The sequence below is a fragment of the Paenibacillus sp. plas6 genome (assembly GCF_057221655.1).
The window spans coordinates 1,356,201-1,381,385 of record NZ_CM170151.1 but is presented as its reverse complement, the minus strand read 5'-3'; the positions used below and the strand labels follow the sequence as shown (position 1 = coordinate 1,381,385).

Here is a 25,185-nt window from a genome sequence, read left to right as displayed (position 1 = left end):
GAAAATCATGCTACTATATTTCTATACTCTGTGAAAGGTGGTTCATACTTAGTGGAGCAAAATCATGCACTATATCGTCGCAACAAACTTCTAGTAAATATAGTATGGAGCATGTTAGCATTAGGTATTGTCGTGAATTTCTTAACAGGAGCCGCAATGGATTCTAATATTGTACTGGCTGCTGTAGGTGTCGTTACTTGTGGAGCAGCCACAATAATGACTTACAAACGTTGGTTAGAACAATATGTGATGTATGTTATATCATCAATTATTACTTTATTGACCATTCTACTAATCTTTACTGGCCCAGTAATTACTACCTATTTTTTAGTTTATGTCAACCTAGCAATTATGACATTATACTCCAACTTTCGAGCAATTTTATTTTCCACGATATTGGGAGCAGGGGTTACAGTTTATTTAATAAACAGTCAATTTCAAGAGCAACTGTTTGGAAATAATGCCTCATTAACCATTTGCTTATATCTTGCCTTAATCGCTGCACCATTGCTCGTATCTAGTAAGTTCAGTGAGCAACTGCAGAAGGAAGCGACTTTGCAGCGCGAGAATGCAGAACAACAACGTGATCATTCACAAGCGATTGTTGATCAAGCCTCTGAATCTTTAAATGTTCTAAACCAGTTTAGCTCTGGTTTAAAAACGAATGTACATTCCACAAGTCAAATTTCAGCAAGTGTAACGACCTCATTTAATGATATTGCCAAAAGTATGGGAGAGCAGACCTCAAGTATTACTCAAATTAGCCAATCCATTCAATTGATAGAGCAAGGAATCGCAGAGCTTGTACAACGTACATCTGACATGCAAGTACTATCAAGTAATTCCTCAAAATTAGCCGTAGCTGGCAGCAATGAAGCGAACTTATTAATCGAACAGATGGAGCGTATGAATAAAAGCGTAGAAGCTGCTGTATCCATTATGAATGAGTTAAAAGAGCAAAGTGTACAAATCGGAGATATTGTATCGACCATTCGCACAATTTCAAGCCAGACCAATTTGTTAGCACTTAATGCGGCGATTGAAGCAGCTCATGCCGGTGAGTCGGGGAAAGGTTTTGCTGTTGTCGCTAATGAAATCCGTAAGCTTGCCGAAAGCTCAGGTCAATCGACTGAAGAGATTAGCTCGATATTAGAATCGATTCAAGCTAAGACAAATGAAGCTGCTGCAATTATAGGCGAGGGTCAACAAATCGCAGTAGTAAGTGGCCAAGCAGCAGGACATATGGCTGAAAAACTGGGAGACCTTGCCGCAAATTCTGAAGAGCTAGTTTCACAGTCTAGTGAAGTGGATAAATCGGCGGGTACTGTTTATCAAGAATATAGTAAAATCGCTGATGAAATGGTAACTGTTGCTGCAATTACAGAGCAGAGTACTGCTTCTGTACAGGAAATTGCTGCAAGCCTAATTACGCAGGATGAGCAATTCCGTGAAATTGTCGCAAGCTTTGATCAGCTTGATTCTCTTGCTTCTGAGCTAAAGGGATTAACAGAAAAGAGTAAATAATTATTATAATTAACTCCTACAAAGAATCGTTAAGTGCTAGAATATAAATCATACTTTGCTAGATTCTTTGTCCTCTGTTAGGAGGCTTTGATATTGATGAACAAGGACAATACTATATCCTGTCAGGAAAACATCTAGCAGAAAATAATAAATCAGGTTCAAACATAATGATTACAAAATATTCTGCTGACGGTAAGAAATTGAAGTCCGTCGCTTATACAGGCGGTGAACAATATTTTCATGGAACGAAGCAGCCGTTTGACAACGGGAATACTTCATTGCAAGTGCGAAATGGCATTGTGACGGTATTTTTTGCACGCACTATGTTTAAGTCAGATGATGGATTAAACCATCAGTCATCTACTGCACTATACGTTGATGCAGAAAGTTTTAAAAAGCTTGATTATAAGATTCCGTATGTGAGTCATTCCTTTGACAATTATGTAACTAATGATGAAGATAACATCTTGTTTGTTGATCGTGGGGATGCCTATGATCGCGGTTTTGTCATTCAAAAACTGAATACAACGAATAACACAATGGAAGAAACCGTTCCTTTTTACTTTAAGCTAGGAGAAACTTATCAATATACGTATTCTCAGCTAGGCGGCTTAGCGGTTACAAAGCAAGGTTATACTCTTGTTGGTACTTCAGAAACTAGTTTTGGCGGGAAAGCTGTAGCCTCGGAGCAAAGTGAATCGCGCAATCTGTTTATTCAACTTATTGATCGCAATTTTACATCTGATACTGATAATGCTGTAATATCAAAAGGTCAAGATATTAGCTTTAACCTTAATTTTAGAAATGCGAAGAATGTTACGAATAAAGGGGTTGTTTGGCTAACAAATTATAAAGATCCAAATAAAGATAATGCAGTAAATCCAAAATTTGTTACATTGCCAAATGATACAGTTCTTATTTTATGGGAAAATATGATTAAAAATAAATATAAAACGACCTATTATATGATAGTGTCACCAGACGGTAAAGTACTTTATCCAGCAGAAGAGCTAAAGGATGCAAGACTGAATATTGGGGCATGGCCAGTATATAGTAATGGATATGTATATTGGAGCAATGGTGAAAATAAAAATGTATACCTCTATCGTTTAAATGTTAAGGATAAAATAAAATAAGTACCCAGATTAGTGTGCATTAAGCAAATCGCGTTCATGATTAAGCCATTGAATGATTATATTGAGATCGTTCAATGGTTTTTTTTACATTAATTTTTATAACGGATAGTTACTATTTCTTAGTTTCTATAGTAAAATAGTCTTAATTATTTCCTTCTTTATACAAAAATAGTTAGGAAATACTTATGAATTTTGGCTGGATATGATAATATATACTGGAATTTATATGTAAAGGAGTAAAGGAAATAAATGAAGAATACTAGCAATCTTTTAAAGAAAACGGCAGTATCTTTTACTCTGGCATGTACTTTAGCAGCCGGTGTAGCAGTACCTTTTGGCGGTAACGGTCAATTTGATTTTGGAGTAAATAAAGTAGAAGCTGCAACTAAATATCAATCAGCTAACGTTGTAGTTAATGGTAAGAAAATTAAACTTGACCAATCGGCAATTGTAAAAAATGGATCAACCTTAATTCCAGTGCGCGGCGTATTTGAAGAATTAGGAGCAGAAGTTACATATTCATCTAATATCCAACAAGTTAAAATAGTAAAAGGTTCGACTAAAATTATTTTAATTCCTGGCACAGACATTGCATTCATTAATGGTATTCAATACACATTGTCTGCACGTTCTGAAGTTATTAATGGACGCACATTGGTTCCGCTTCGTTTCGTAGCGGAAAGTCTAGGTGCAAAAGTAGCATGGGATCAAAAAAGTAATACTGCATCGGTAACTTTGGATGTAAAAAATGAGCAAGTTAATAAAAACTTGATTCAATCAGATTATTATACTGGTGGATTCCACGTTAATCTTTATTTAAGCGAGGATATTTCTTATACTAAAGGAGCACCAGGCTTTAAAGTTAAACTTGCTGATAAAGAAGGAAATGTCATTTCTGAAGCTACTGTTACAAAGGAAGACTATGATCAAGACTATGGAATATACAGACTCGTATTGCCAGTTGAGAAGTTTAAATCAGGGGATACATATCGCTTAATTTTTGACGAAAGTGATGACTCTATTAATAACTTTATTGTTTATCGTGAATATGCTAGCTATGAAGATTGGTATTGGATCGAAACAACAATAGAGCCTAACGGCGGAGATTATATTGAGTTTGATGTTATGGGATACCCAGACTACGTAATAGATGAATATGGTTATCAAACTGAAGAGATTTCTCGTATTTATCTTGAAGGCTCAGATGAATATCCTTACTATGTTGTCGTTGAAGTAGAGATCTAATTATAAATTATGCAAATAACCCCCGACGGTCGTTCTAAGAGTGAAGAACGACTGCCGGGGGTTATCTACACTAGCAAGGCAAAAAAGCAGTTGAAGCAATCAAACAATGAGTTGCATAAGTGCATCATCGAGCAGCAAAACCATTTCATCAGTGGAGGAGAAAAGTGGCTAGCTCATGCACTTTTACTCCGAAGCGCTGAGTTAGCCACCAAGATAAAACTATACAGTCATTAAAACTTTTGCTTCAATGCTATTTTTGTCTCAAGCAATTACATGTTTGCAATCATTTGACGAAGTACAGTTTGCAGTATACCGCCGTTATGATAGTAGTCAACATCAACTAGTGAGTCAAGACGTACAATAACGTTGAACTCGAAGCTAGTGCCGTCTTCGCGTGTTGCAACCACTTTTAGCTCTTGACCTGGTTGAATATCATTCGTTAAACCAACGATATCAAATGTTTCGCGGCCAGTAATACCTAGAGACTTCCAGCTGTCACCTGTTTTGAACTGCAATGGAAGCACACCCATACCAACAAGGTTAGAACGGTGAATACGCTCGAAGCTTTCTGCGATAACCGCTTTAACGCCTAGTAGGTACGTACCTTTCGCTGCCCAGTCACGAGAAGAACCAGTACCGTATTCTTTACCAGCGATAACGATCAAGTTTTTGCCCTCTGCTTGATATTTCATAGAAGCATCATAGATAGACATAACTTCATTCTCTGGAAGATAAGTTGTTACGCCACCTTCTGTTCCCGGAGCAACTGCATTACGGATACGGATATTTGCAAAAGTACCGCGCATCATAACTTCGTGGTTACCACGACGAGAACCATAGGAGTTGAAGTCTTTACGTTCAACACCATTTTCGATCAAGTATTTACCAGCAGGGCTGTTTACAGCAATATTACCAGCAGGAGAAATATGGTCAGTTGTTACTGAATCTCCTAGTAGTGCAAGCACATTCGCAGATTTAATATCAGCGATGTCTGCTAATTGATCGCCAAGGTTAGAGAAGAATGGTGGATTTTGAATATATGTTGATTTCTCATCCCACTCATAAATCTCGCCTTCTGGTACGTCGATAGCATTCCAACGTTCATTTTGAGTAAATACGTTCGCATATTTATCTTTGAACATTTGTGGGTTCAAGGAAGCAGCAATAGCTTCTTTGATCTCTTCATTTGTTGGCCAAATATCTTTCAAGTATACAGGCTCGCCTTGTTTGTCATAGCCGATTGGTTCAGTTGCAAGGTCAATATTCACTGTACCTGCAAGCGCATAAGCGACAACAAGCGGAGGAGAAGCCAAGTAGTTAGCTTTAACTTGAGCATGTACACGACCTTCGAAGTTACGGTTACCAGAGATTACAGCAGCAACAGTTAAGTCATTATCTGCAATAGCTTGGCTAACTTCTTCAGGAAGTGGACCGGAGTTACCGATACATGTTGCGCAGCCGTAACCAGCGACATGGAAGCCAAGTGCTTCTAGCGGCTCGATTAGGTTAGCTTTTCTCAAGTATTCAGTAACGACTAGAGAACCTGGTGTTAATGAGCTTTTTACATAAGCAGGTTTAACAAGTCCACGCTCTACTGCTTTTTTCGCTACTAGACCAGCACCTAGCATTACGCTTGGGTTAGATGTATTGGTACAGCTAGTAATCGCAGCGATAACAACCGCACCAGTTTTAAGTTCAGTTTTCGCGCCATTTGGATGAGTAACAGGCACGCTTTGTGCAATTTTTTCTTCAGACAAGCCGTATCCGCCTTTATCGACTGGCTTACGAATTGCTTCATTAAATTCCTTCTTCATGTTTGTAAGCTCTACACGGTCTTGTGGACGTTTAGGACCTGCAAGCGAAGGAACGATTGAAGAAAGATCAAGTTCAATAATATCTGTAAACACTGGATCTGGAGTATCGTCAGTACGGAACATGCCTTGTGCTTTATAGTAAGCTTCAACAAGTGCAATTTGCTCTTCTGAACGACCAGTTGCACGAAGGAATGACAATGTTTCGCTATCAACTGGGAAGAAACCGATAGTTGCTCCATATTCAGGCGCCATGTTTGCAACAGTTGCACGGTCAGGTAAGGAAATGTTAGATAGACCAGGACCAAAGAACTCAACAAATTTACCAACAACGCCTTTTTTACGAAGTATTTCAGTAACAGTAAGGGCAAGGTCAGTTGCAGTAGCACCTTCAGCTAGGCTACCAGTTAATTTAAAACCGATAACCTCAGGCATTACGAAGTATAGAGGTTGTCCAAGCATACCTGCTTCAGCCTCAATACCGCCAACACCCCAACCAACAACGCCAAGACCGTTGATCATTGTAGTGTGAGAGTCAGTACCAACTAGTGAGTCAGGGAATACAAGTGTTTCACCGTCAACTGTTTTTGTAGCTGCAACAGATGCAAGATACTCAAGGTTAACTTGGTGAACAATACCTGTTCCAGGAGGAACTGCACGGAAATTATCAAACGCAGTTTGTGCCCAGCGAAGGAAGCGATAACGCTCTTCATTGCGCTCAAACTCAACCTTTGTATTATATTCAAGAGCTTCAGGAGTACCGAAAGCATCAACCATTACAGAGTGGTCGATAACAAGGTCAACTGGTACAAGCGGATTAATTTTTTTAGGATCGCCGCCTGCTTTTTTCACGGTGTCGCGCATTGCTGCAAGGTCAACGACAACAGGTACACCAGTGAAATCCTGTAGAACGATACGTGCAGGAATGAAAGGAATTTCTTTATCTTCGCGTCCATTTGCCCAGTTTGCTAATTGCTTGACATGCTCTTTTGTAATTGCACGGCCGTCAAATTGACGTACTGCTGCTTCAAGAAGCACTTTGATTGAGAATGGCAGCTTAGAAATATCAGCGAAGCCTTGTTTCTCTAATCCACCAAGGTCATAGTACGTATACTCTTTGCCACCAGACTTTAGTGTGGAACGAACAGAATATTCGTTTTGTGTAGCCATTATGAAATCTCCTTTATCCAAAGAATTTACAGTTTCATCTAGTGAAACTGTATTTCAAAAAACTTTATATCTATAGTATAGCTGTAAATATGCTTAATCGTAAAGTCATTTTGTAAGCTTTCTCATAAATGTTTAATGATCTGATTATTCAAGCAAATTTACATGAATAGGCTAGCATGTGCATATAATGAAGCAGTTATTCTATTTCGGAAAAAAAAGCTGTCGTTTTTGATGTTAATTAGGCTTGGATATTGAAACAGGGTGGAAAAACTGTGGAAAAGCTATTGTTATCAAATTACTGTCCAGGGTTTTAGCGAAGTCAAAATAATAAATCGTACAAGGAGGAAGGGTATGAGTAAATCTGCCGCAAATGTGAAGCGAAGAAAAAAGAAAATGAAGGTTAGACCGCATGTATCGGTGCATGGCGCACAGCATTTGACAATGCGAACCAACATGCTGCAACCGACCGCCCCTTTTAATTATGGCCAGCATGCAGGAGGGAAAAATTCTCCAACGAAGGAAGTGACATTGCGAGATTTTCAGCAAAAGAAGAATGACCAAGCAGAAAAAGTAGCGGTAAAAGCAATTATCACTCCACATACCGTTAAGCAGCAAAAAGAAAAAAATAATAATTGGAAGATAGTTTTGCAGCAGTACATTACAAAAATGAATCAAGCTGAAATCGATCAGAATCCGTATAGACTAAACCAATTTTCACTTGATGAATTACATAACAAGCGGTTTCAGGAGCGGCTGCAGCGGCTGCGTGAGCGGGATGCCAATCGTAATGCTCATATTGAAAGCAGTGAAATTAAAGCAGAAATTATCAGTGTGAATGAGTTGGAGCAAGAGGTCATCGTTAATGTAAGACTGCACTTAACGAAAAAAATTTCCCAGGACGGTAAACAATATGTAGAGGAACGTACTGAGCAGGAGCGATTATGGCTTGCCAAAGCTGATTCAAATTGGATAATTACACGCATAGAACCATTTGTCCCTGAACGGAAGCCTCGCTACAATGCAACAGTACAGGATTGGCCAGTCCAGTATGACGGTTCTGAGGAAGAAGAACCGCTTATGCCTAAGCCATATCTAAACCCAGATCTAATGTCTAACTTCCGCTATATTCGTGCTACGAATCGTTATCTTCGCGACCAAGCTGTCGCTTACGCTGACTTGTGGTGGAATAAGCCAAATCCTAATTTTGAGGAGTTTGAGGCGAATTGCACTAACTTCGTTTCTCAATGTCTCTTTGCAGGTAAAGCACCAATGCTCTATACTAATAGAAGAGATAGTGGATGGTGGTACAAAGGTAAGGGGAAAAGTGGAAATGAATGGTGGAGCTACAGTTGGGCAGTTTCTCGTTCATTAGCAGCTTTTCTTTCAAAGGATCGCAGCTCTGGGCTTCGTGCAACTGAGGTTGAGCGAGCTGATCAACTGAAGCTCGGGGATGTCATTGTATATGATTGGAATGGTACAAATAGCTTTCAGCACACTACGATTGTGACAGCTTTTGATAGTAAAGGGCAACCGCTTGTGAATGCCAATACTGTTGCAAGCAGACATCGTTACTGGGATTATCAGGATTCCTATGCATGGACACCAAATACACGTTATCGTTTCTTTCATATAAGTGATTACATGTAAATTTGCCTAAGAGACATGCCCATTTCAGTACATTCACCAATCTTACTTATCGACCATAAAGCGTAAAAGAAGCTGAAAGGTATTTAGGAGGAACAAGCAATGGGAAGCAAAATAAAAGTAGGCCTTGTATACGGTGGTAAATCCGGTGAGCATGAGGTTTCGCTGTCTACTGCGTTTGCTGTATCTAAAGAATTTGACTATAGCAAGTATGAGGTAAAACCGTTTTATATTACAAAACAGGGTCAATGGTTAGCAGGAGCGATATTAACTGCGCCACCGCAAAGCCTTGATCAACTAAAGCTTACTGGAGATGTATCAGGACAAGGAACTACACATGCAGCGCTATCTTCAATCTTTGCTGCACTTGATGGGATTCAGCATGAGGAACGGATTGATGTGATGTTCCCACTACTGCATGGTACCTTCGGAGAGGATGGAACAATACAAGGTTTATTTGAAATGGCGAATATTCCTTATGTTGGCACTGGCGTGCTTGCTTCCTCCGTTGGCATGGATAAAGTATTTATGAAGAAAATTTTTGCTGATGCAGGCTTAAGCCAATGTGTGTATCGTTATGTAAAGAAAAATGAGTGGTTAAAGCAACAAGACTATTATTTAATGGAATGTGAAATTGCACTAGGCTATCCTTGTTTCGTAAAGCCAGCTAATCTTGGTTCTAGCGTAGGTATTTCAAAAGCAAACAATCGTGAGGAGTTAATTAAGGCGATTGACTATGCATTCCGCTTTGATCGCAAAGTGATTATTGAGGAATTTATTGATGGACGTGAAATCGAGGTTGCAGTACTAGGAAATGATGAGCCTAAAGCTTCTGTTGCAGGCGAAATCATTTCAGCGCACGATTTTTATGATTACAAGGCAAAATATACAGATGGTAAATCAAGCATGGCAATTCCTGCGCCAATAAGTGAGGAGCAAATGAATGAAGTGCGTGAAATGGCAGTTCGTGCCTTTCTTGCTCTAGATGGCTCGGGCTTGTCACGGATTGACTTTTTCTTAGAACGGACGACTGGTAAATGGTATATTAATGAGGCTAACACAATGCCTGGCTTTACGCCGTATAGTATGTATCCATTGCTATGGCGTGAAACTGGATTGTCCTATAAGCAGTTGCTTGATGAACTAATAAACCTTGCATTTGCTCGTCATGCAGAAAAGCAAAAATTAGCTTTTTCCGTAGAAGAATAGATATTAAAAAGCGTGCTAGCGCAAAAATTTGTTAGTGTCAAATATAGTTCGCAAAAAGCATCAGTACCTCACATCGGTTTATGCAGCAAGTAGTCGTTTTTCTTGAATTTGTTGAATAATCTTAGGATGAATGTAGGAACGTCCACTAGACCATTCCTCACTGTACTCGATCAGATAACTAGTGACTAAGCGAATGTAGGAGTCCTGGTTGGGGAATACCCCCACTACACGCGTACGTCTTCGTATCTCTTTGTTTAAGCGTTCAAGTAGGTTGGTAGAGGATATTTTACGACTGTCCATTTCTTCAAAGTGGAAGAATTGCAGGGTATCCTCAAGTCCTTCCTCTAACGTTTGAATCGCAGCAGGATACTGTTTTTCCTCCGTATCCATGAGATGCTCAGCGTAAGATAAAGCAGTTTGGTAATCAGGTTGTAACCAGATTTGTTTTAGTCTAGCAGCAAATCTCTCTTTGTCACGACTTGGAATATGCGCTAAGACATTGCGCATCATATGAACTTTACAACGTTGCCAAGAACAACCAAGGAATGACTCACGAATGGCTTTAGAGAGCCCCTTGTGAGCATCACTTACGACAAGCCAAACGTCTTGTAGCCCTCTAGCTTTTAGTCCTTCAAAGAGCGTTTTGTAGGTCGCTTCGGACTCTTCCAGCATCGGTTCAATCGCTAAGATCTCACGTTTACCTTCTAGATCCATGCCGATGACAACCTGCACAGCCATGTTTACGACACGATGCCCATCACGAATTTTCTCATACAAGGCATCGACCCACAGCACAGGATATGTGTCGGCTAATTGACGGTTGCGGAAGGCTTCTACTTGCTCGTTGAGCTCTTTGGTAATATGAGAGACTTGACTAGCTGAAATGGATTCAATGCCTAATGAGCTTGCAAGCTTCTTGATCTTGCGCGTGGATACGCCTTGAATATAGGCTTCCTGAATCACTTGAAGCAAGGCGGTTTCTGAACGTGATTTCTCTGTGACAAAGAACGGCACATAGCCTCCTTTCCGCAACTTCGGAACAAAGAGATACATCGTACCCATACGCGTGTCAAAACGACGCACACGGTAGCCTGATCGGTAAGCCTCTCTGCTATCTGTGCGCTCAGATTTTTGAGCTTGTACTTTCGCTGTAACTTCTGCTTCCATGAGTTGCTCACATAGCCATTGTAGCATCGATAACATCGGGTCCTGCTCCGACATAAATTGCAATAGCATTTGTTCTAAGTTTCCATTAAAATGAGGGTAGGTCATCGGTTATCTCTCCTTCTGGTTTGCTCGACACTTACCAATTCGGAGGTACCGATGACTTTTCCTTTTTTATATTTGCGAACTTAATTGTACGTTATCAAAAATTTTTGTCGCTTAGCATGCTTTTTTATTACAACAAAAGCAATATTTGCGTTAAAAACTCATTGTAATAACTCTTTTTTTCGCATATAATTTAGAGGAAATATTTTCATTAACAAATTTATTCAATTGCTCAATAGATTGCGCTAAATGTCAACTTAGAATATGCGGGAAAGTATGAGGTGCAAAATGAGTATTGCTACAAGAGTGTTACTAGTTGATTATTCCATTATTTTTCGTGAAATTCTACAAAAACGCTTTCACGATTGCTCGCAAATTAATATGCTTCCAGCAGCTTCAGAGCCCTACGATGCAATTCACAAAGTGAATAAATATCAACCTGATATTGTTATCTGCTCAAATGAATTGCCTTATATGACCGGTATTGAACTGATTAGGAAGTATCTTAGCAAGTTAAACATTCCTATTATTGCGATGTCTGTTAATAAGGAGTTGCAGCAGGAAGCGTTGCAGGCAGGGGCAAAGCATTTCGTTGTTAAGCCTAGTACAACGACGACCGATGAGGGATTATCGTTTACGAGCATGTTGCAAAAAATGACGATGCAACTTGGCCAGCAAGCTTTTCAAGCTCAGCCGTGGACAATTGGTTCCAACAGCATTATTCATTCATCCCCGCGAAAAAAGTTAATAGCGATTGGCGCAACAAGTGAATCGATAGAGGCTGCAATAAGTTTTCTTAGTGAGCTGCCAAGCAATAGTCCACCTGTATTGCTTATGCATCAAGCATCTATTGAACAGACGTACTTACTTAGCGAACGGTTAAAGGCCGTTTGCTCTATGCGAGTTACGCAAGCAAATGAAGGAGACTATTTACAATTAGGAAGCATTATGGTTGCCTCAACAGCTAGCCCATTACGGCTGCAAAGTGATAATCGCTCTTATTATGTCACTAGGGTGCAGCAGCTTGGAGCTTCACCAATGGATAGCTTCTTTCAATCTGTTGCTTTGACATTGGGCAGCAGTGCGGTTGGCATGTTATTTGCTGGCGTTCAAAATGATGGCTTACAAGGTTTTGAACTGTTGCGACAGACAGGGGCACAAGTGTTTGTATATTAAGCTGAAGGGTTCAGAAGTGCATAAGCTTGCACATACACGTTAATTAGTTCGCTTCTCCATTTTTTCAGCAATTATTTTAAGATATTCAATAATAAGTCATGCAGATGCTTTAAGACGCTGCATGGCTTTTTTTATATCCCGCATTAGTTATGGAAAGGAGCGAAACATTTAGGGTATACTAAACAAGATTGGAGAAAAATGATAGCGGGGTGATAAACTATGGGCTTCCAAACAGAATTTAACTCTGTATGTAAATTTAAATCTGAGCAAGAGCTTTATGAATTGTTAGAGTACGGAAAGGGTAAAATGGTGAAGAAAGGCTTCCGTGTTTACCCTACAGGACAAAAAGTAATTGCTTATTCACCAACCAATCAAGCAATTGCGATTGTTCGCATACTTGCTTCGATTGCGGAAATTAATTTTCAGGGTGAAGAAGTTACTCAAGTAGAAATGGAGCTTATTCGAAAATTAACAGAGGAGGAAGCGGCTGTTCAAACAGCACTTGCTCACGAAATGTTTTTTGGAGAACAGTAGATGACAATTATTCGGTTTGGCTTTGTTGCAATGAGTCTTGAATTAAAAGATTCATCACCATCGAAAACAATGACATATGCGAGTTTTTCTAAGCTTTCTGATCGTGAGGCGGCAATCAATCGTTTGGAGCAAATTGCTGCAAATAATTTGCATAATACGTTGCGTATTTTGCGTCACTGTTATGCTAATGATGTCATGCTCTACCGCATGTCTTCTAAGCTTATTCCGCTTGCCACTCATGCTGCACTTGAGGGGTGGAATCCTTATCCTCAGTTAGCAGATGCATTTACGGCGATTGGGCAATTTGTGAAGGATAAAGGAATGCGAGTCTCATTTCATCCGGATCATTTTTGTGTATTTAGTACGCCGCGTGAAGAGGTTTTGCTTAATTCAATTAAGGATATGAATTATCATGTTAATATGCTTGAAGCAATGGGTCTTGATGAACGAAGCAAATGCAATATTCATATAGGCGGTGCATACGGCAATAAGCAAGTCGCTGCGCAGCGTTTTATTAAGCAATTTAACAGCCTGCCAGAAAGAATAAGGCATCGTGTGACGCTAGAAAATGATGATAAAACATTTAATGTAGCGGAAACGCTTGAAGTGGCGGAAGCAGTGGCTGTGCCAATAGTACTAGATATTCATCACTATGCCGTAAATCAAGGTGGAATTTCAGAGCAGGAGTTGCTCGAACAATATTGGCCGAGAATTGTTGCAACGTGGGAGAAGGAGCGACAGCGCTTAGGACTTAGCGAGGAAGAGTTGCCTATAAAAATTCATGCATCTAGTCCAAAAAGCGAAAGCGATCCAAGAGGTCATGCTGATTATGTAGAGCTGGAACCATTGATGCAATTTTTGCAGGGAGCGAAGGAGCATGCTGCAAGGATTGATTGCATGCTGGAAGCTAAAGCGAAGGACTTAGCGCTGTTTCAATTAATGAAGTCGATGGAAGAGCAAGCTAAGCAACGAAATAATTTAACTCTATTAAACAAAGGGGCAATTGAGCTGAAATAATGAGGCTCAGTCTGTCCTTATTGCTTAAAGCTAATTGTAAGCGTTTTAGTGACTGGAAAAATTAATCAATATTTATTTTTAGCTGCTTAATTTATGAAACAATGTTTGATGGTTATGAGGTTTTGTACTAATATGATTATAGACATGCTAAGCTAGTGAAATAAATGCTATAAAAACTAGTGAGGAAAAGGAGGGTGATAGAGCATGAAAGAGGAGAATTCGTCCTCCATAGTAGGCGGAAAAAGCTTTGTAGCTGTAGCTATTAATTGCGCTGCTAAGGCGGGTGAATGGGTGAAATCTAAGCTTGGAACGGTAGATGAGCCCAATCTAAAAGCGTCAGTTTCCGATCTTGTAACGGATATTGATAAAGGCTCGGAGCGCTTAATTCGTAATTTAATAAGTACACATTTTCCGCATCATGCATTTTTAGGAGAGGAAGGAGTTGAGCCTGGAGCAGCAGCATCTTCCCAAGCAATTGCTGATGCTAAAGATTCTGAATATTTATGGATTGTCGATCCGATTGATGGTACGACGAATTTTGTTCATAGTTTCCCTTATTATTGTGTCTCAATTGCATTAGCTTATCGCGGTGAGGTTATCGTTGGTGTTATCTACGATCCAAGCTCAGACGAGTTATTTGTTGCAGAGAAAGGCAAAGGGGCTTATGTTCATGGCAAGCGACTTGCTGTTTCTAAGGAGCAAACCTTATCGCAAAGCTTACTTGCTACAGGTTTTCCGCCAGATCAAACCTATGCATTGCCATTGAATTTGAAAAGTATTGGACAGATCGCGCCTAAAGTGCGAAATATAAGAGCGGTTGGCTCTGCTGCACTACATCTTGCGTATGTAGCTGCTGGTAGACTAACAGGATTTTGGGAGTACAATCTTAATAGCTGGGATTTAGCAGCGGGAGCGCTAATTTTACAAGAAGCAGGAGGAAGTATTACAGACATCGAAGGTCGCCCTTATCATCTAGAGGTTCGTAATGTAGTAGCAAGCAATGGGCATATACATCAAGAATTGCTTCAAGAGCTTCAAGCGATCAGCTTATCGTAAGCAGCTGGTATTAATAGTCTAATTGAATTTAAGGAGCAATGATTTGATGATTCGTAACAGTATTGTAAGAAAAATGGTGTTGGGTATAACGATAGCGTCTATCATTACCTATGCAACAAGTGCTTTCTTTTTATTAGTAGTATCGAAAATGGAGCTGTTTTCCTCCATCCCAACTTGGGCATTTATTGTAGGAACATTAGCAGTTGGGGTATTTTGGACAGCGCTATTTGGATATATTGCAACGAAGTGGATGCTAAAACCATTATTAAAGGTAACAGACACTGTTTCAGAAGCTGCAACTGGTAATTTGAATGTTCAAGTTGCTGTTAATACAAGTGATGAGATGTATCGTCTAGCCGATGCAGTTAATACGATGCTGAATAAATTTCGTACGATTGTTGATAGCATTAAATCCAATTCTACGTTGACAGATAGGCATATTCAAGAGCTTCAAGGTGCTGTAAACCAAACAGCCGTTCAATTAGAAGCACTTGCGCTACAATCTGAACAAATTACTACTGGAACCACGATGCAGGCAAATTCGACGAATATGCTTTACTCTACGGCTGAAGAATTGTATCAAGCTTCATTACAAATGCAGTCAGAAGCCGCAGAAGCAATGCTTCGCACAGAGAAAATGAATCAAGCAGCAACCCAAAGTGAAGAAGTGTTTCATTCGCTTATTGATGGCATGCGTCAACTAGAAAGCTTAAACCGAGATTCTCTCGAAACGATCCAACAGTTAAGTCAGTTAGCAGAGGAAATCGGAAATATTTCCGATGTTGTTGGCGGTTTCGCTGATCAAACGCATCTTTTGGCATTGAATGCAGCAATTGAGGCTGCACGTGCAGGTGAGGAAGGCAGAGGCTTTGTCGTTGTTGCTCAAGAAGTTAAGACACTTGCGGACAGCAGCGGAAGTGCTGTTGATGAAATCCGTCATTTGATTGAACAAGTACAGCAAGGGGTTCGAGCTGCTGTACAATATATTAACTCGCAATATGAGCTTTCCAGCCAAGAAGCACGAAACGGAGAACGTTTCGCTCAAGCTTTCCATGAGGTGAAGGAGGAAGCTTCAACGGTAGCTGTAACTGTAGAGAAAATGGCTAATCTGTTAGAAGCACAAGCAAAGCAGGCTGAACAATCTCGTGAGCAAAGCAGCAAAGTCGCACAAGTTGCTGAAAACATTCGCGAGGGAGCACAAAGTGTATACGATGCTTCACAGCAGCAAGCAGCTATTATGGAGGAAATCGCGGCGTCAACGGATGAATTGCGCGTGAAATCATCGGAGTTGCTTGAAAAGGCTGCTTATTTTAGAACATAAATTATTGATTGAGTTAAGCAATATTAAAAACGCCGTTCGACCGAGAGCAATTTGCTCATGGTGAACGGCGTTACTTTTATTGAAGATTAAAAGCAACTTTTATTTCTTCGATACGGCTAGGCTCCATATGAACGATATTGCCTAAAGCTTTCGTAGAAATGATTGCCATCGCACTATACTCAGCTACTTCTAATCTATCAAATGCATTTAATAAAGTAGAGCCTGTTACAATGACGCAGCAGTTTTGACCGATAACAATTGGTGTACTAGGTGTAAGCAATTTTGCAACTTCTGCTTCTTTAGTATATAAATCATCATGCGCTACTTTTGGAATATCGCGCAGCAATATATAGCTTTCAGGAATTGTTCGAGAGTCGAACATCTCATTCGTCATCGCAAAAGACATAATATTTGGCGGATGAGCTAAAATAATCGAGTTGATATGAGGCTGCGCTTCATATATTGCTTGCTGCAGCTTAATAGAGCGGCTTGGAATTTTACCGGCCTCCCGTTTTCCATCTTTAATCCGCACAAGATCTTCAGGTTCTAAATATTTTCTATCCATATTGTAAGGTGTTGTAATGATCGAGCCGTCGGATAGTCGTTGCGAGAATGTTCCTTGTGTACTTGTAAATAGCTGTTGCTCATAGGAACGATGGATAAGCTTGCACATTTCACGACGCACTTCGCGTTCTTCACTGCTAATAACATCAGGAGCAAATGTTTCAAGCTCTGGAGCATGCTTAGCAATATCAATATTAGACACTAGTTCAGTCGGTGTTCCAATGCGGCGCGCATTAATTTCAAGACGTGCACAATATTCTAATGTTTCAAAGCGTTGAAAGGCTTGAAATAAAGAATCTCCGCCAACAACAACCCCGTGATTTTCCAGCATAACAGTATTAATCCCTTTAGCAAAAACATCAGCAATATTTTGGCCTAGTTCCATGCTGCCAGGCAGACCATATGGCGCCATGCCAACGGTACCGCAAACACGATAATCATGCGGCAGCAACTCGACATTCGGAATTTGTCTCACAATACTAAATGCGACAAGTGCCGGAGGATGTGCATGGACAACTGCTTTTAGATCAGGACGTGTTTCATAAATAAGCTTATGAAATGGATATTCGCTTGATGGTTTATGTTTACCAATGATACTACCATCTGCTTTAACACAAACAATATCTTGTCTAGTCAGCTCACCTTTATCGACGCTGGCAGGTGTAATCCATATGTCACCGTTTTCATCAATAATCGATAGATTACCTCCTGAGGTTGTTGTCATCCCATAGCTGTATATACGTTCCATCATCATTACAATTTGATCGGAAGGGTGCAAATATTGTAAGTTCATGGCTAAGCAGCTCCTTAGTCAATTATTTTGGTAGTTTAAATGTAATCTTAGCAAAAAAATATGTAACATACTGTTGCATTTATCACAGTCAAATGTGAAATATGGATATAGCTACTTTTTGGTTGATAGGACAATGCTAATTATTAATTAGCGCTTGCAACCACCTGCCTTATGTAAGGAAGAGGCTCACAAGCGCTAGAATGTAATTTACCGTCTATAAATGTTTATTAGCATTATTTTAGTGTACGCATTACTTTACGAGCTGCAGCGATCGTTGCATCAATATCGTCTTCAGTATGAGCGATCGTCAAAAACCATGCCTCAAATTTTGAAGGAGCAAGATTAATGCCTTCCTCCAACATTCCTTTGAAGAAGCGTCCGAACATTTCTCCATCAGTATCAGTGGCTTGCTCATAATTGGTTACTTCGTGATTACAGAAATGTGTCGATAGCGCTCCGCAAATTTGATTAATTGTTAATGGAATGCCATTTTCTTCTGCTGCCTGTAAAAGACCAGCCTTTAATTTACTTGCCAATCTTTCCATTTCATCATAAATGCCAGGGGTTTGCAGCACTTCTAAGCATGCGATCCCTGCGGAAATTGAAGCCGGATTACCAGCCATTGTACCTGCCTGGTAGGCAGGACCAAGCGGAGCCACTTTCTCCATAATTTCCTTGCGGCCGCCGTAAGCACCAATAGGCAGACCACCGCCAATAATTTTTCCTAGAGCAGTTAGATCGGGTTCAATTGCTGCATGATCTGGGAAGGCTTTATAAGTCTGTGTAGAGCCGTAATGGAAACGAAAAGCAGTAATAACCTCATCATAAATTACTAATGCTCCTGCCTTGCGTGTAAGGGCGCAGACAGCTTCTAAATAACCAGGAAGCGGCATAACCATGCCAAAGTTGCCTACAATCGGTTCAATCATAACTGCGGCAACTTCATCTTTCCAATGATTTAGCGCTTCTTCCAATGCTTCGATATTATTATATGGCACCGTGATGACCTCATGTGCGATACTCATCGGAATACCTGCACTATCAGGAATACCTAGCGTAGAAGGACCTGACCCAGCGGCAACAAGAACAAGATCAGAATGACCATGATAACAGCCTGCAAATTTAATAATTTTATTGCGGCCAGTATAAGCACGAGCAACACGAATTGTTGTCATCACTGCTTCTGTGCCAGAATTGACAAAGCGAACTTTGTCCATCGAAGGGATTGCTTGTTTGAGCATTTTTGCCAGCTTTATTTCTAGTTCGGTTGGTGTGCCGTATAACGTGCCATTATTGGCAGCCTTCACAATTGCTTGAGTAATATGCGGATGAGCATGTCCAGTAATAATAGGACCGTATGCTGCTAAATAATCTATATATTTGTTGCCATCAACATCATAGAAGTAAGCTCCTTGTGCAGATTGCATAAAAACAGGTGCACCGCCGCCAACTGCTTTAAATGAGCGAGATGGGGAGTTTACACCACCAACAATATGTTGCAGTGCTTCTTCATAAAGCTCGGCTGAACGTTTTCTTTTTTCTGACATCGTTAAATTATCTCCTTTGTAAAAAATAAAAGCAGGAAGCGTTGGACGCTCCTGCTTTTTACTTATGCTTTGCCTGAGCATCTCTGCTCTTTAGTGTACCATAAGGTTTGTTAGTTTAGCGAAGTGTATTATCAAGTTTACTTAGTTAAGGAAACTTTAGCTTTAGTTGCTTAAAGAAATGCAAAGTAATTAGTTGTTAGAGGTTGCGTTTGAATTTTCAGCCCCGTTTGCATTAGCAGCATCTCCGTCTGTCGTTGCATCAGACGCTTCAGGCTCTTTCGTTAAAATTTCTTGCACATAGTTTTGAATATCCTCTTCACTTGTATAGCTTAATACAGATGCGCCGCCAATATTTGTCTCTCTTAGCAGATCAAATGGCGGAATTTGCGCACTGTCACCAATTTGTAATCCAACACCGAGCTTAGCTAGCTTAAGCATATCGTTAACACTAATATTCGTGTCGATATACGGTGAAATAGAGTTAATAATTTCTTTCATACGAATGATATTCCAAGTCGATTGCAGCTCTTTGGCAACTGTCATGAGGAAATTACGTTGACGCTCTGTACGGGTATAGTCACTCATTGCATCGTGACGGAAACGAACATATTGCAAAGCTTTGTCGCCATCAAGCAACTGATAACCAGCCTTTAAGTCGATATCATAACGATTTTTGTCAGCATTATCCGTATACTTCATATCTTTTTCAACTGTATAGTATACGCCGCCAATTGCGTCTACCAATGCTTTAAAACCTTCAAAATCTGTATATACATAATATTGAATTTCTAGACCAAGTAAATCCCCTATTGTTTTCATCGCAAGCGGCGCTCCGCCTAATGTAATTGCGGTATTAATTCGTCCCTTGCCATAGCCTTCAATCTCAGTGTACGTATCGCGCAATATACTAAACAAATGTGCTTGTTTCGACACAGGGTCAATAGATGCGATAATCATGGAATCTGAGCGGGCCAACTCATTTTCTTGTGCTTCACGGGCATCACCGCCAAGCAGCAAAATATTAACGCGTTCAGTTCCTTCCCATTCAGGAATTTCAACTTCAATCTCTGGCTCAGCAGGATTAATGAGCGATTGACCTTTATCTTTTTCTAAGCCATCCAAAGAATTATAAACCCCAGCTCCCCAATAAATAACTGCACCAGCAATAAGTGCTACAACAATGATAATCGTAGTAATGATCCATTTAGATTTTTTTGACCGTGTACGCATTGCGTGATTGGGTCTCCTTTCACAATCAATCTAGAAGTAATGGTATGCATCACAGACAAACCTAAGCTATCCCTATTATGGTAAACTAATTCATGTACATAATACAAATATTAGAGGCATGATATTATTTACTATGAGCTTGAAGTTTTGTATGATTACATATCATCAAATTATAAAACGTAGAGACAAGTTGTTGCAAGTTTTTCGTTTCCAACAACATATTTCCCAGGAAATGTCGATTTTGAAAGGAGTATAATTGACAAATGCTAGCAATAGATGTGAAGAATTTACGTAAACAGTTTAAAGTACAAAAAAATCGTGCTGGCTTAAAAGGAGCGTTTCAAGATTTATTTAAGCGCCAATACAGTGAGGTAACTGCGGTTAATGATATAAGCTTTCAAATTCCACAAGGGGAGATCTGCGGATATATTGGAGAAAATGGCGCGGGAAAATCAACGACAATTAAAATGCTGACGGGAATTCTCGTTCCTACTTCAGGTGAGCTAAAAGTGAACGGTTATGTACCACACCGTGATCGTGAAAAATTTGTCAAGGAGATCGGTGTCGTGTTCGGGCAACGCTCACAATTATGGTGGGATATCGGAGTAATTGAGTCGTTTCATTTGCTGCGCAAAGTTTATGGTGTGCCATTGAACGATTTTAATCGACGCTTAGATAGCCTTGTCGAAAGGCTGCAGCTTGGAGATTTGCTTAATCGACCTGTGCGCAAGCTAAGTTTAGGGCAACGTATGCGCTGTGAGCTTGTTGCTTCGCTTCTTCATAATCCTTCGATTGTTTTTTTAGATGAGCCGACAATCGGATTAGATATTGTCGTAAAGTCTGAAATTCGTGATTTTCTATTGGAAATGAATGCGCAGGAAGGAACAACGATTTTGCTGACGACGCATGACCTGCAAGATATTGAAGCATTATGCTCACGAGTGATTATGCTCGATGATGGGAAAATCATTTATGATGGCGGACTTGAGGAATTAAAAACTACTTGGAGCAAAGGACGGGAAATTCAATTTCAATTTGCTGAACCAGTATCGTTAGCGAAGCTAGAGCAGTTGACAAGTTCGTTAAATGTTTTTTGGAGTAAGGAAAACGAATATACAGCTAAATTATTTGTGCCGCATGAAGTGAATTTCTCTGAAGCAATGGGTATAGTGGTGGGCAGTGCTAATATTCGAGATATTAAAATTTTTGAAAGTAATACAGATGACATTGTGCGCGCCATTTATCAAACAGGATCTGCTCAGCAAGAAAAGGAGCTAGTGCATTCATGATTTCTGCATATCTTGATTTTATCCGCATGCGTTTTTTAATGATGTTAGCTTATCGGGTTAATTATTATTCAGGTATCATTATTTATGCGATTAATATTGGTGCGTACTATTTTTTATGGAAAGCAATCTACGGCTCACAGGACATAATTGCCGGTTTTACTATAACCCAGATGACGACGTATTTGGCTGTATCGTGGATGGCACGGGCTTTTTATTTTAATAATCTTGATCGTGATATTGCCAATGAAATACGAGATGGCAGTGTGGCGATTCAAATGATTCGACCTTACAACTATTTGATCGTTAAGCTAATGCAGGGCTTCGGTGAAGGTCTGTTTCGCTTTATGCTGTTTATGATTCCAGGTCTTGCAATTGTTTGTCTTATTTTCCCTGTGGATTTGCCTAAGGATCCAGTTATTTGGCTGACATATTTAGCTATGCTCGTATTCAGTTTCCTTATCAATTCACAAATTAACATTATAACGGGGCTATTTGCATTTTTTGTGGAAAATAACGAAGGAATGATGCGTATGAAGCGGGTGTTGGTCGACTTCTTCTCTGGTGTGATGATTCCGATCGCCTTCTTTCCAGGCTGGCTGGAAAAGCTGGCAAACTGGCTTCCGTTTCAAGCGATAACCTATTTGCCAAGCGCGATCTTTACTGGACGAACTCCGCTTTCTGAAGCTAGCACAGTATTTTTAATCCAGCTTGGCTGGCTGCTTGTACTGCTTATTCCGATTTTATTTATGTGGCGTGCAGCTAGAGCTCGTCTGTTTGTGCAAGGAGGTTAGCGGAATGCGTTATTTAAGCTTAATGCTGGAATACTTAAAAAACTATGTAAAAAGTCGTATGACCTATCGCGCGGATTTTTGGATAGAGGTAATGTCAGATATGCTATATCAAGGTATTAACCTCGTCGTCATATTAATTATGTTTCAACATACCCCTTTGCTTGGCGGTTGGTCGGAAGCAGAGGTGATTTTCGTTTATGGTTTCTTTATGGTGCCTTATGGTATATTTAGCACGTTCTTTAGCGTCTGGAATTTTGGTGAGCGGTATATTATAAAAGGAGAAATGGATCGCGTGCTAACAAGACCAGCTCACAGCTTATATCAGGTGCTGCTTGAAAATATCGATCCGCCTTCCTTAGTAGGCTCTTTAGTAGGTATCATCATTATGGCTTTGTGCTGGAATGAGCTAGGGCTGGTACTGCATGTATTAGATATTTTTGTTTTTATTATATTAGTTCTCGGTTCAGTTTTCATTTATGGAGGAATTTATACAGCACTTAGCGCCCTGTCATTCTATTCAGACTCGCCAACGGGTATCGTACCGCTAATGTACAATTTGCAAAGCTACGGTCGTTATCCTGTGAACATTTATAATAAGCTGATTCGCTTTGTATTGACCTGGCTTTTACCATTCGCATTTGTCGGTACGATTCCAGCATCATATTTTCTTGAGCCGAAGGAAGGTATTTCCCAATTAGCGTTGCTTACACCTGTAATGGGGCTTATTGTTTTTGCTATTGGCTTATCTGTGTGGAACCACGGTGTTAAACGCTATCGCGGCGCTGGTTCGTAAATAGAAGGTGCAGGTTTGTTAAGAGAATAAGGTAAGTTGGTTGTTGCAGCTTGTAGCAATATGTCCGCTTGTTTCATGGATATGTTGATTGCAGGCTGCTTTTATTTTGGCTCATATTGCATTAGCTATATTGCTCTGGCTGCTGCTTATTTAAACGCTGTTCTAGCACATCGTATGAATTTATTCGTAACATTAAAAATTAAATCACTCACGATTTCTGTAATTTGCTATGATAGAAATATAACAACATTATTATTTGATGCAGCTAAAGGAGAGATGCTAGATGAGTTTACTAATTGGTAAACAAGCCCCGCAATTTACATTACCAGCATCTGACGGTTCGAAGTGGTCACTAAAGGATCAACGTGGAAAAAAAGTCGTATTGTTTTTCTATCCTAAGGATTCAACACCTACCTGTACAAAGGAAGCATGTGAAATTCGGGATATTTATCGTGAGCTTCAAGATTTAGGGGTAGAGGTTGTGGGAATTAGTGCCGATGATGAAGCGTCACATCGCAAATTTATTGAAAAGCAGCAATTACCATATTTGTTACTAAGTGATGTTGATCATAAAGTGTGTGAAAAATATGGCGTTTGGCAAATGAAAAAGCTCTACGGTCGCGAATATATGGGCATTGTTCGCTCAACCTTTCTTATTGATGAAGAAGGAAAGCTGATTGAACAATGGTTAAAGGTTAAAGTAAAGGGGCATGCCGAAGCTATTCTTGCGGCGGTAAAAAATAAGTGTTAATAAGCGATAAATATTTTATAAATAAATACAAAATCTTTTCGAAATGCTGAAACATACATGAGCCTATTAGACGTCTCATATATTGTAAGGGATGCGGAGAGACAGGAGGCGAGGCAATGAGAAAGAGAAGCAGTCAACGGGAGATATATCTTAGAAGACAATCAATACTGCTTGTCTTTATTGCAATGGTAATTCTTTTATTAATATGGTTAGTGCAAGCTGTATATGATCTTGCGCCCGCTAGCCGTACTGTGCTGGCTGAAGACAATTATGGAACTGTTCAGTCAGAACTAGCCAATCATCAATCCTCGCCTGCATTTGCAATTTGGCAGGGCAGTAAAGGTAAGCCAATTGCTATAGAAACAGATGTTGTAGTGGCAGCAGCTAAGCAAGCGACAAAGCAACGTTACACCGGAATTGGGAAAGTGCTTTATTGTATAGAGGTGACGAAGTCTGATGCCCCAAATATAAGTGCAGATCAGATAAAACAGGCTTGTCAGCAGCAAAAGGTACAGGATGAGCAGGAGAAACAGCAGCTAGAGAATGAGCTCAAAGAGCTAGAAAAAAGCGAAAAGGCAGTTACTGAGCACAAATATGCAGGAACGGTTTATTTAACCTTCGATGACGGCCCTAGCAAATTAACCTCCAAAGTTCTTGATATATTAGCTGAGTCCAAAATTGAGGCAACATTTTTTGTATTAGGGGAAAAGGTAGAGCAAAATCCGAAGCTGGCGCAGCGTATTGTCGAAGAAGGACATAGTATAGGCAATCATTCGTATAATCATGTCTATAAAGAGTTGTATTCATCAGGTGACAACTTTGTCGATCAAGTGCTTAAAACAACGAAATCAATTTATAAGGCAACAGGCGTATTTACTCCGCTGTTTCGCGCGCCTGGCGGCAGCTACGGCAATCTGGATAAGAGTTTTATGAAAGGATTGCAGGATGCGGGCTATCTCATTTTTGACTGGAATGTAGACACCGGAGATTCCAAATCAAAAAATGTAACAGCAAAGGAGATAATTGCAACGGTGAAAGGGTCTAAGCTGCGAGATCGTGTCGTTGTCCTAATGCATGATAGTGCATCGCATGATTCTACAGTAGAAGCTCTTCCGCAAATTATTGCTTATTATAAAGAGAAAAATTATCAATTTGTTAAAATAACAAGCAGCACAGAACCAGTAACCTCACCTTTAGCGTCCAATATTAAGTGGAAACGTTCAGCCCTTTCGGATAAGCAAGCTAATAAATTAAAAAAAGAAACCGAATCTGTAAAAGCAATGGCAGAGGAACAAGCAAAGGCAAAGAAATAACT

General features: G+C 39.9%; 21 protein-coding genes. 16 read left to right on the top strand and 5 right to left on the bottom strand.

The window, feature by feature from the left end; translation table 11 throughout:
- The first annotated feature begins 51 nt into the window (after positions 1–51).
- The 3 genes from AC2TDL_RS06165 to AC2TDL_RS06155 all read left to right on the top strand — a co-directional run bounded on the left by AC2TDL_RS06165 (position 52) and on the right by AC2TDL_RS06155 (position 3,905).
- Complete coding sequence (locus AC2TDL_RS06165; RefSeq protein ID WP_484699315.1) at positions 52–1,524, top strand: methyl-accepting chemotaxis protein; 1,473 nt, start codon at positions 52–54, stop codon at positions 1,522–1,524.
- Between the two features lie 167 nt (positions 1,525–1,691).
- Entirely contained in the window at positions 1,692–2,660 is a 969-nt protein-coding gene (locus tag AC2TDL_RS06160) for a hypothetical protein (RefSeq protein WP_484699314.1), read from the top strand.
- A gap of 249 nt (positions 2,661–2,909) precedes the next feature.
- Positions 2,910–3,905: a copper amine oxidase N-terminal domain-containing protein gene (locus AC2TDL_RS06155; RefSeq protein WP_484699313.1), complete on the top strand. Its 996-nt coding sequence runs from the start codon at positions 2,910–2,912 to the stop codon at positions 3,903–3,905.
- A 269-nt stretch (positions 3,906–4,174) separates the two neighbouring features.
- Here AC2TDL_RS06155 and acnA read toward each other — a convergent pair whose 3' ends face one another.
- Complete coding sequence (gene acnA, locus AC2TDL_RS06150; protein WP_484699312.1) at positions 4,175–6,886, bottom strand: aconitate hydratase AcnA; 2,712 nt, start codon at positions 6,884–6,886, stop codon at positions 4,175–4,177.
- A gap of 351 nt (positions 6,887–7,237) precedes the next feature.
- Between acnA and AC2TDL_RS06145 the strand changes: the two genes are divergently transcribed.
- Both AC2TDL_RS06145 and AC2TDL_RS06140 read left to right on the top strand, forming a co-directional pair.
- Positions 7,238–8,533 carry an amidase domain-containing protein gene (locus AC2TDL_RS06145; RefSeq protein ID WP_484699311.1) on the top strand — a complete coding sequence of 432 codons (1,296 nt, stop codon included), beginning with the start codon at positions 7,238–7,240 and terminating at the stop codon, positions 8,531–8,533.
- Positions 8,534–8,632: 99 nt separating this feature from the next.
- Positions 8,633–9,739 (top strand): D-alanine--D-alanine ligase, encoded by a 1,107-nt coding sequence (locus tag AC2TDL_RS06140; RefSeq protein WP_484699310.1) that lies wholly within the window; start codon positions 8,633–8,635, stop codon positions 9,737–9,739.
- A gap of 78 nt (positions 9,740–9,817) precedes the next feature.
- Here AC2TDL_RS06140 and AC2TDL_RS06135 read toward each other — a convergent pair whose 3' ends face one another.
- A complete protein-coding gene (locus AC2TDL_RS06135; protein ID WP_484696305.1) occupies positions 9,818–11,011 on the bottom strand; it encodes an IS256 family transposase in 1,194 nt (397 codons plus the stop codon).
- A gap of 285 nt (positions 11,012–11,296) precedes the next feature.
- Between AC2TDL_RS06135 and AC2TDL_RS06130 the strand changes: the two genes are divergently transcribed.
- From AC2TDL_RS06130 to AC2TDL_RS06110, 5 genes are all read left to right on the top strand, one after another.
- Entirely contained in the window at positions 11,297–12,184 is an 888-nt protein-coding gene (locus AC2TDL_RS06130) for a chemotaxis protein CheB (protein ID WP_484699309.1), read from the top strand.
- 219 nt (positions 12,185–12,403) lie between these two features.
- A complete protein-coding gene (locus tag AC2TDL_RS06125) occupies positions 12,404–12,718 on the top strand; it encodes a hypothetical protein (RefSeq protein ID WP_484699308.1) in 315 nt (104 codons plus the stop codon).
- The gene (gene uvsE / locus AC2TDL_RS06120) at positions 12,719–13,735 is read left to right on the top strand and encodes a UV DNA damage repair endonuclease UvsE (RefSeq protein WP_484699307.1); all 1,017 of its coding nucleotides are present in this window, start codon (positions 12,719–12,721) and stop codon (positions 13,733–13,735) included.
- 204 nt (positions 13,736–13,939) lie between these two features.
- Complete coding sequence (locus tag AC2TDL_RS06115; protein ID WP_484699306.1) at positions 13,940–14,791, top strand: inositol monophosphatase family protein; 852 nt, start codon at positions 13,940–13,942, stop codon at positions 14,789–14,791.
- 46 nt (positions 14,792–14,837) lie between these two features.
- Positions 14,838–16,112, top strand: coding sequence for a methyl-accepting chemotaxis protein (locus AC2TDL_RS06110; RefSeq protein WP_484699305.1), 1,275 nt, complete (start codon positions 14,838–14,840; stop codon positions 16,110–16,112).
- A 76-nt stretch (positions 16,113–16,188) separates the two neighbouring features.
- On the opposite strand, the gene AC2TDL_RS06105 is transcribed toward AC2TDL_RS06110, so the two are convergent.
- The 3 genes from AC2TDL_RS06105 to AC2TDL_RS06095 form a co-directional block, all read right to left on the bottom strand.
- Positions 16,189–17,469: a class II aldolase/adducin family protein gene (locus AC2TDL_RS06105; RefSeq protein WP_484699304.1), complete on the bottom strand. Its 1,281-nt coding sequence runs from the start codon at positions 17,467–17,469 to the stop codon at positions 16,189–16,191.
- Positions 17,470–17,702: 233 nt separating this feature from the next.
- Complete coding sequence (locus tag AC2TDL_RS06100) at positions 17,703–19,016, bottom strand: glutamate-1-semialdehyde 2,1-aminomutase (protein ID WP_484699303.1); 1,314 nt, start codon at positions 19,014–19,016, stop codon at positions 17,703–17,705.
- A 189-nt stretch (positions 19,017–19,205) separates the two neighbouring features.
- The gene (locus AC2TDL_RS06095; protein WP_484699302.1) at positions 19,206–20,246 is read right to left on the bottom strand and encodes an LCP family protein; all 1,041 of its coding nucleotides are present in this window, start codon (positions 20,244–20,246) and stop codon (positions 19,206–19,208) included.
- A 263-nt stretch (positions 20,247–20,509) separates the two neighbouring features.
- Between AC2TDL_RS06095 and AC2TDL_RS06090 the strand changes: the two genes are divergently transcribed.
- The 6 genes from AC2TDL_RS06090 (at position 20,510) to AC2TDL_RS06065 (ending at position 25,183) form a co-directional block, all read left to right on the top strand.
- Positions 20,510–21,535, top strand: coding sequence for an ABC transporter ATP-binding protein (locus tag AC2TDL_RS06090; RefSeq protein WP_484699301.1), 1,026 nt, complete (start codon positions 20,510–20,512; stop codon positions 21,533–21,535).
- Positions 21,532–22,326: an ABC transporter permease gene (locus AC2TDL_RS06085; protein ID WP_484699300.1), complete on the top strand. Its 795-nt coding sequence runs from the start codon at positions 21,532–21,534 to the stop codon at positions 22,324–22,326. The genes AC2TDL_RS06090 and AC2TDL_RS06085 overlap by 4 nt, the downstream gene beginning before the upstream one ends.
- A gap of 4 nt (positions 22,327–22,330) precedes the next feature.
- The gene (locus tag AC2TDL_RS06080) at positions 22,331–23,119 is read left to right on the top strand and encodes an ABC transporter permease (RefSeq protein WP_484699299.1); all 789 of its coding nucleotides are present in this window, start codon (positions 22,331–22,333) and stop codon (positions 23,117–23,119) included.
- A gap of 75 nt (positions 23,120–23,194) precedes the next feature.
- On the top strand, positions 23,195–23,422 hold the full coding sequence (locus tag AC2TDL_RS06075) for a hypothetical protein (RefSeq protein ID WP_484699298.1): 228 nt from the start codon (positions 23,195–23,197) through the stop codon (positions 23,420–23,422).
- A complete protein-coding gene (bcp, locus tag AC2TDL_RS06070) occupies positions 23,403–23,870 on the top strand; it encodes a thioredoxin-dependent thiol peroxidase (RefSeq protein WP_484699297.1) in 468 nt (155 codons plus the stop codon). Before AC2TDL_RS06075 ends, bcp begins: the two co-directional genes overlap by 20 nt.
- A gap of 116 nt (positions 23,871–23,986) precedes the next feature.
- A complete protein-coding gene (locus tag AC2TDL_RS06065; protein WP_484699296.1) occupies positions 23,987–25,183 on the top strand; it encodes a polysaccharide deacetylase family protein in 1,197 nt (398 codons plus the stop codon).
- Positions 25,184–25,185: the final 2 nt, after the last annotated feature.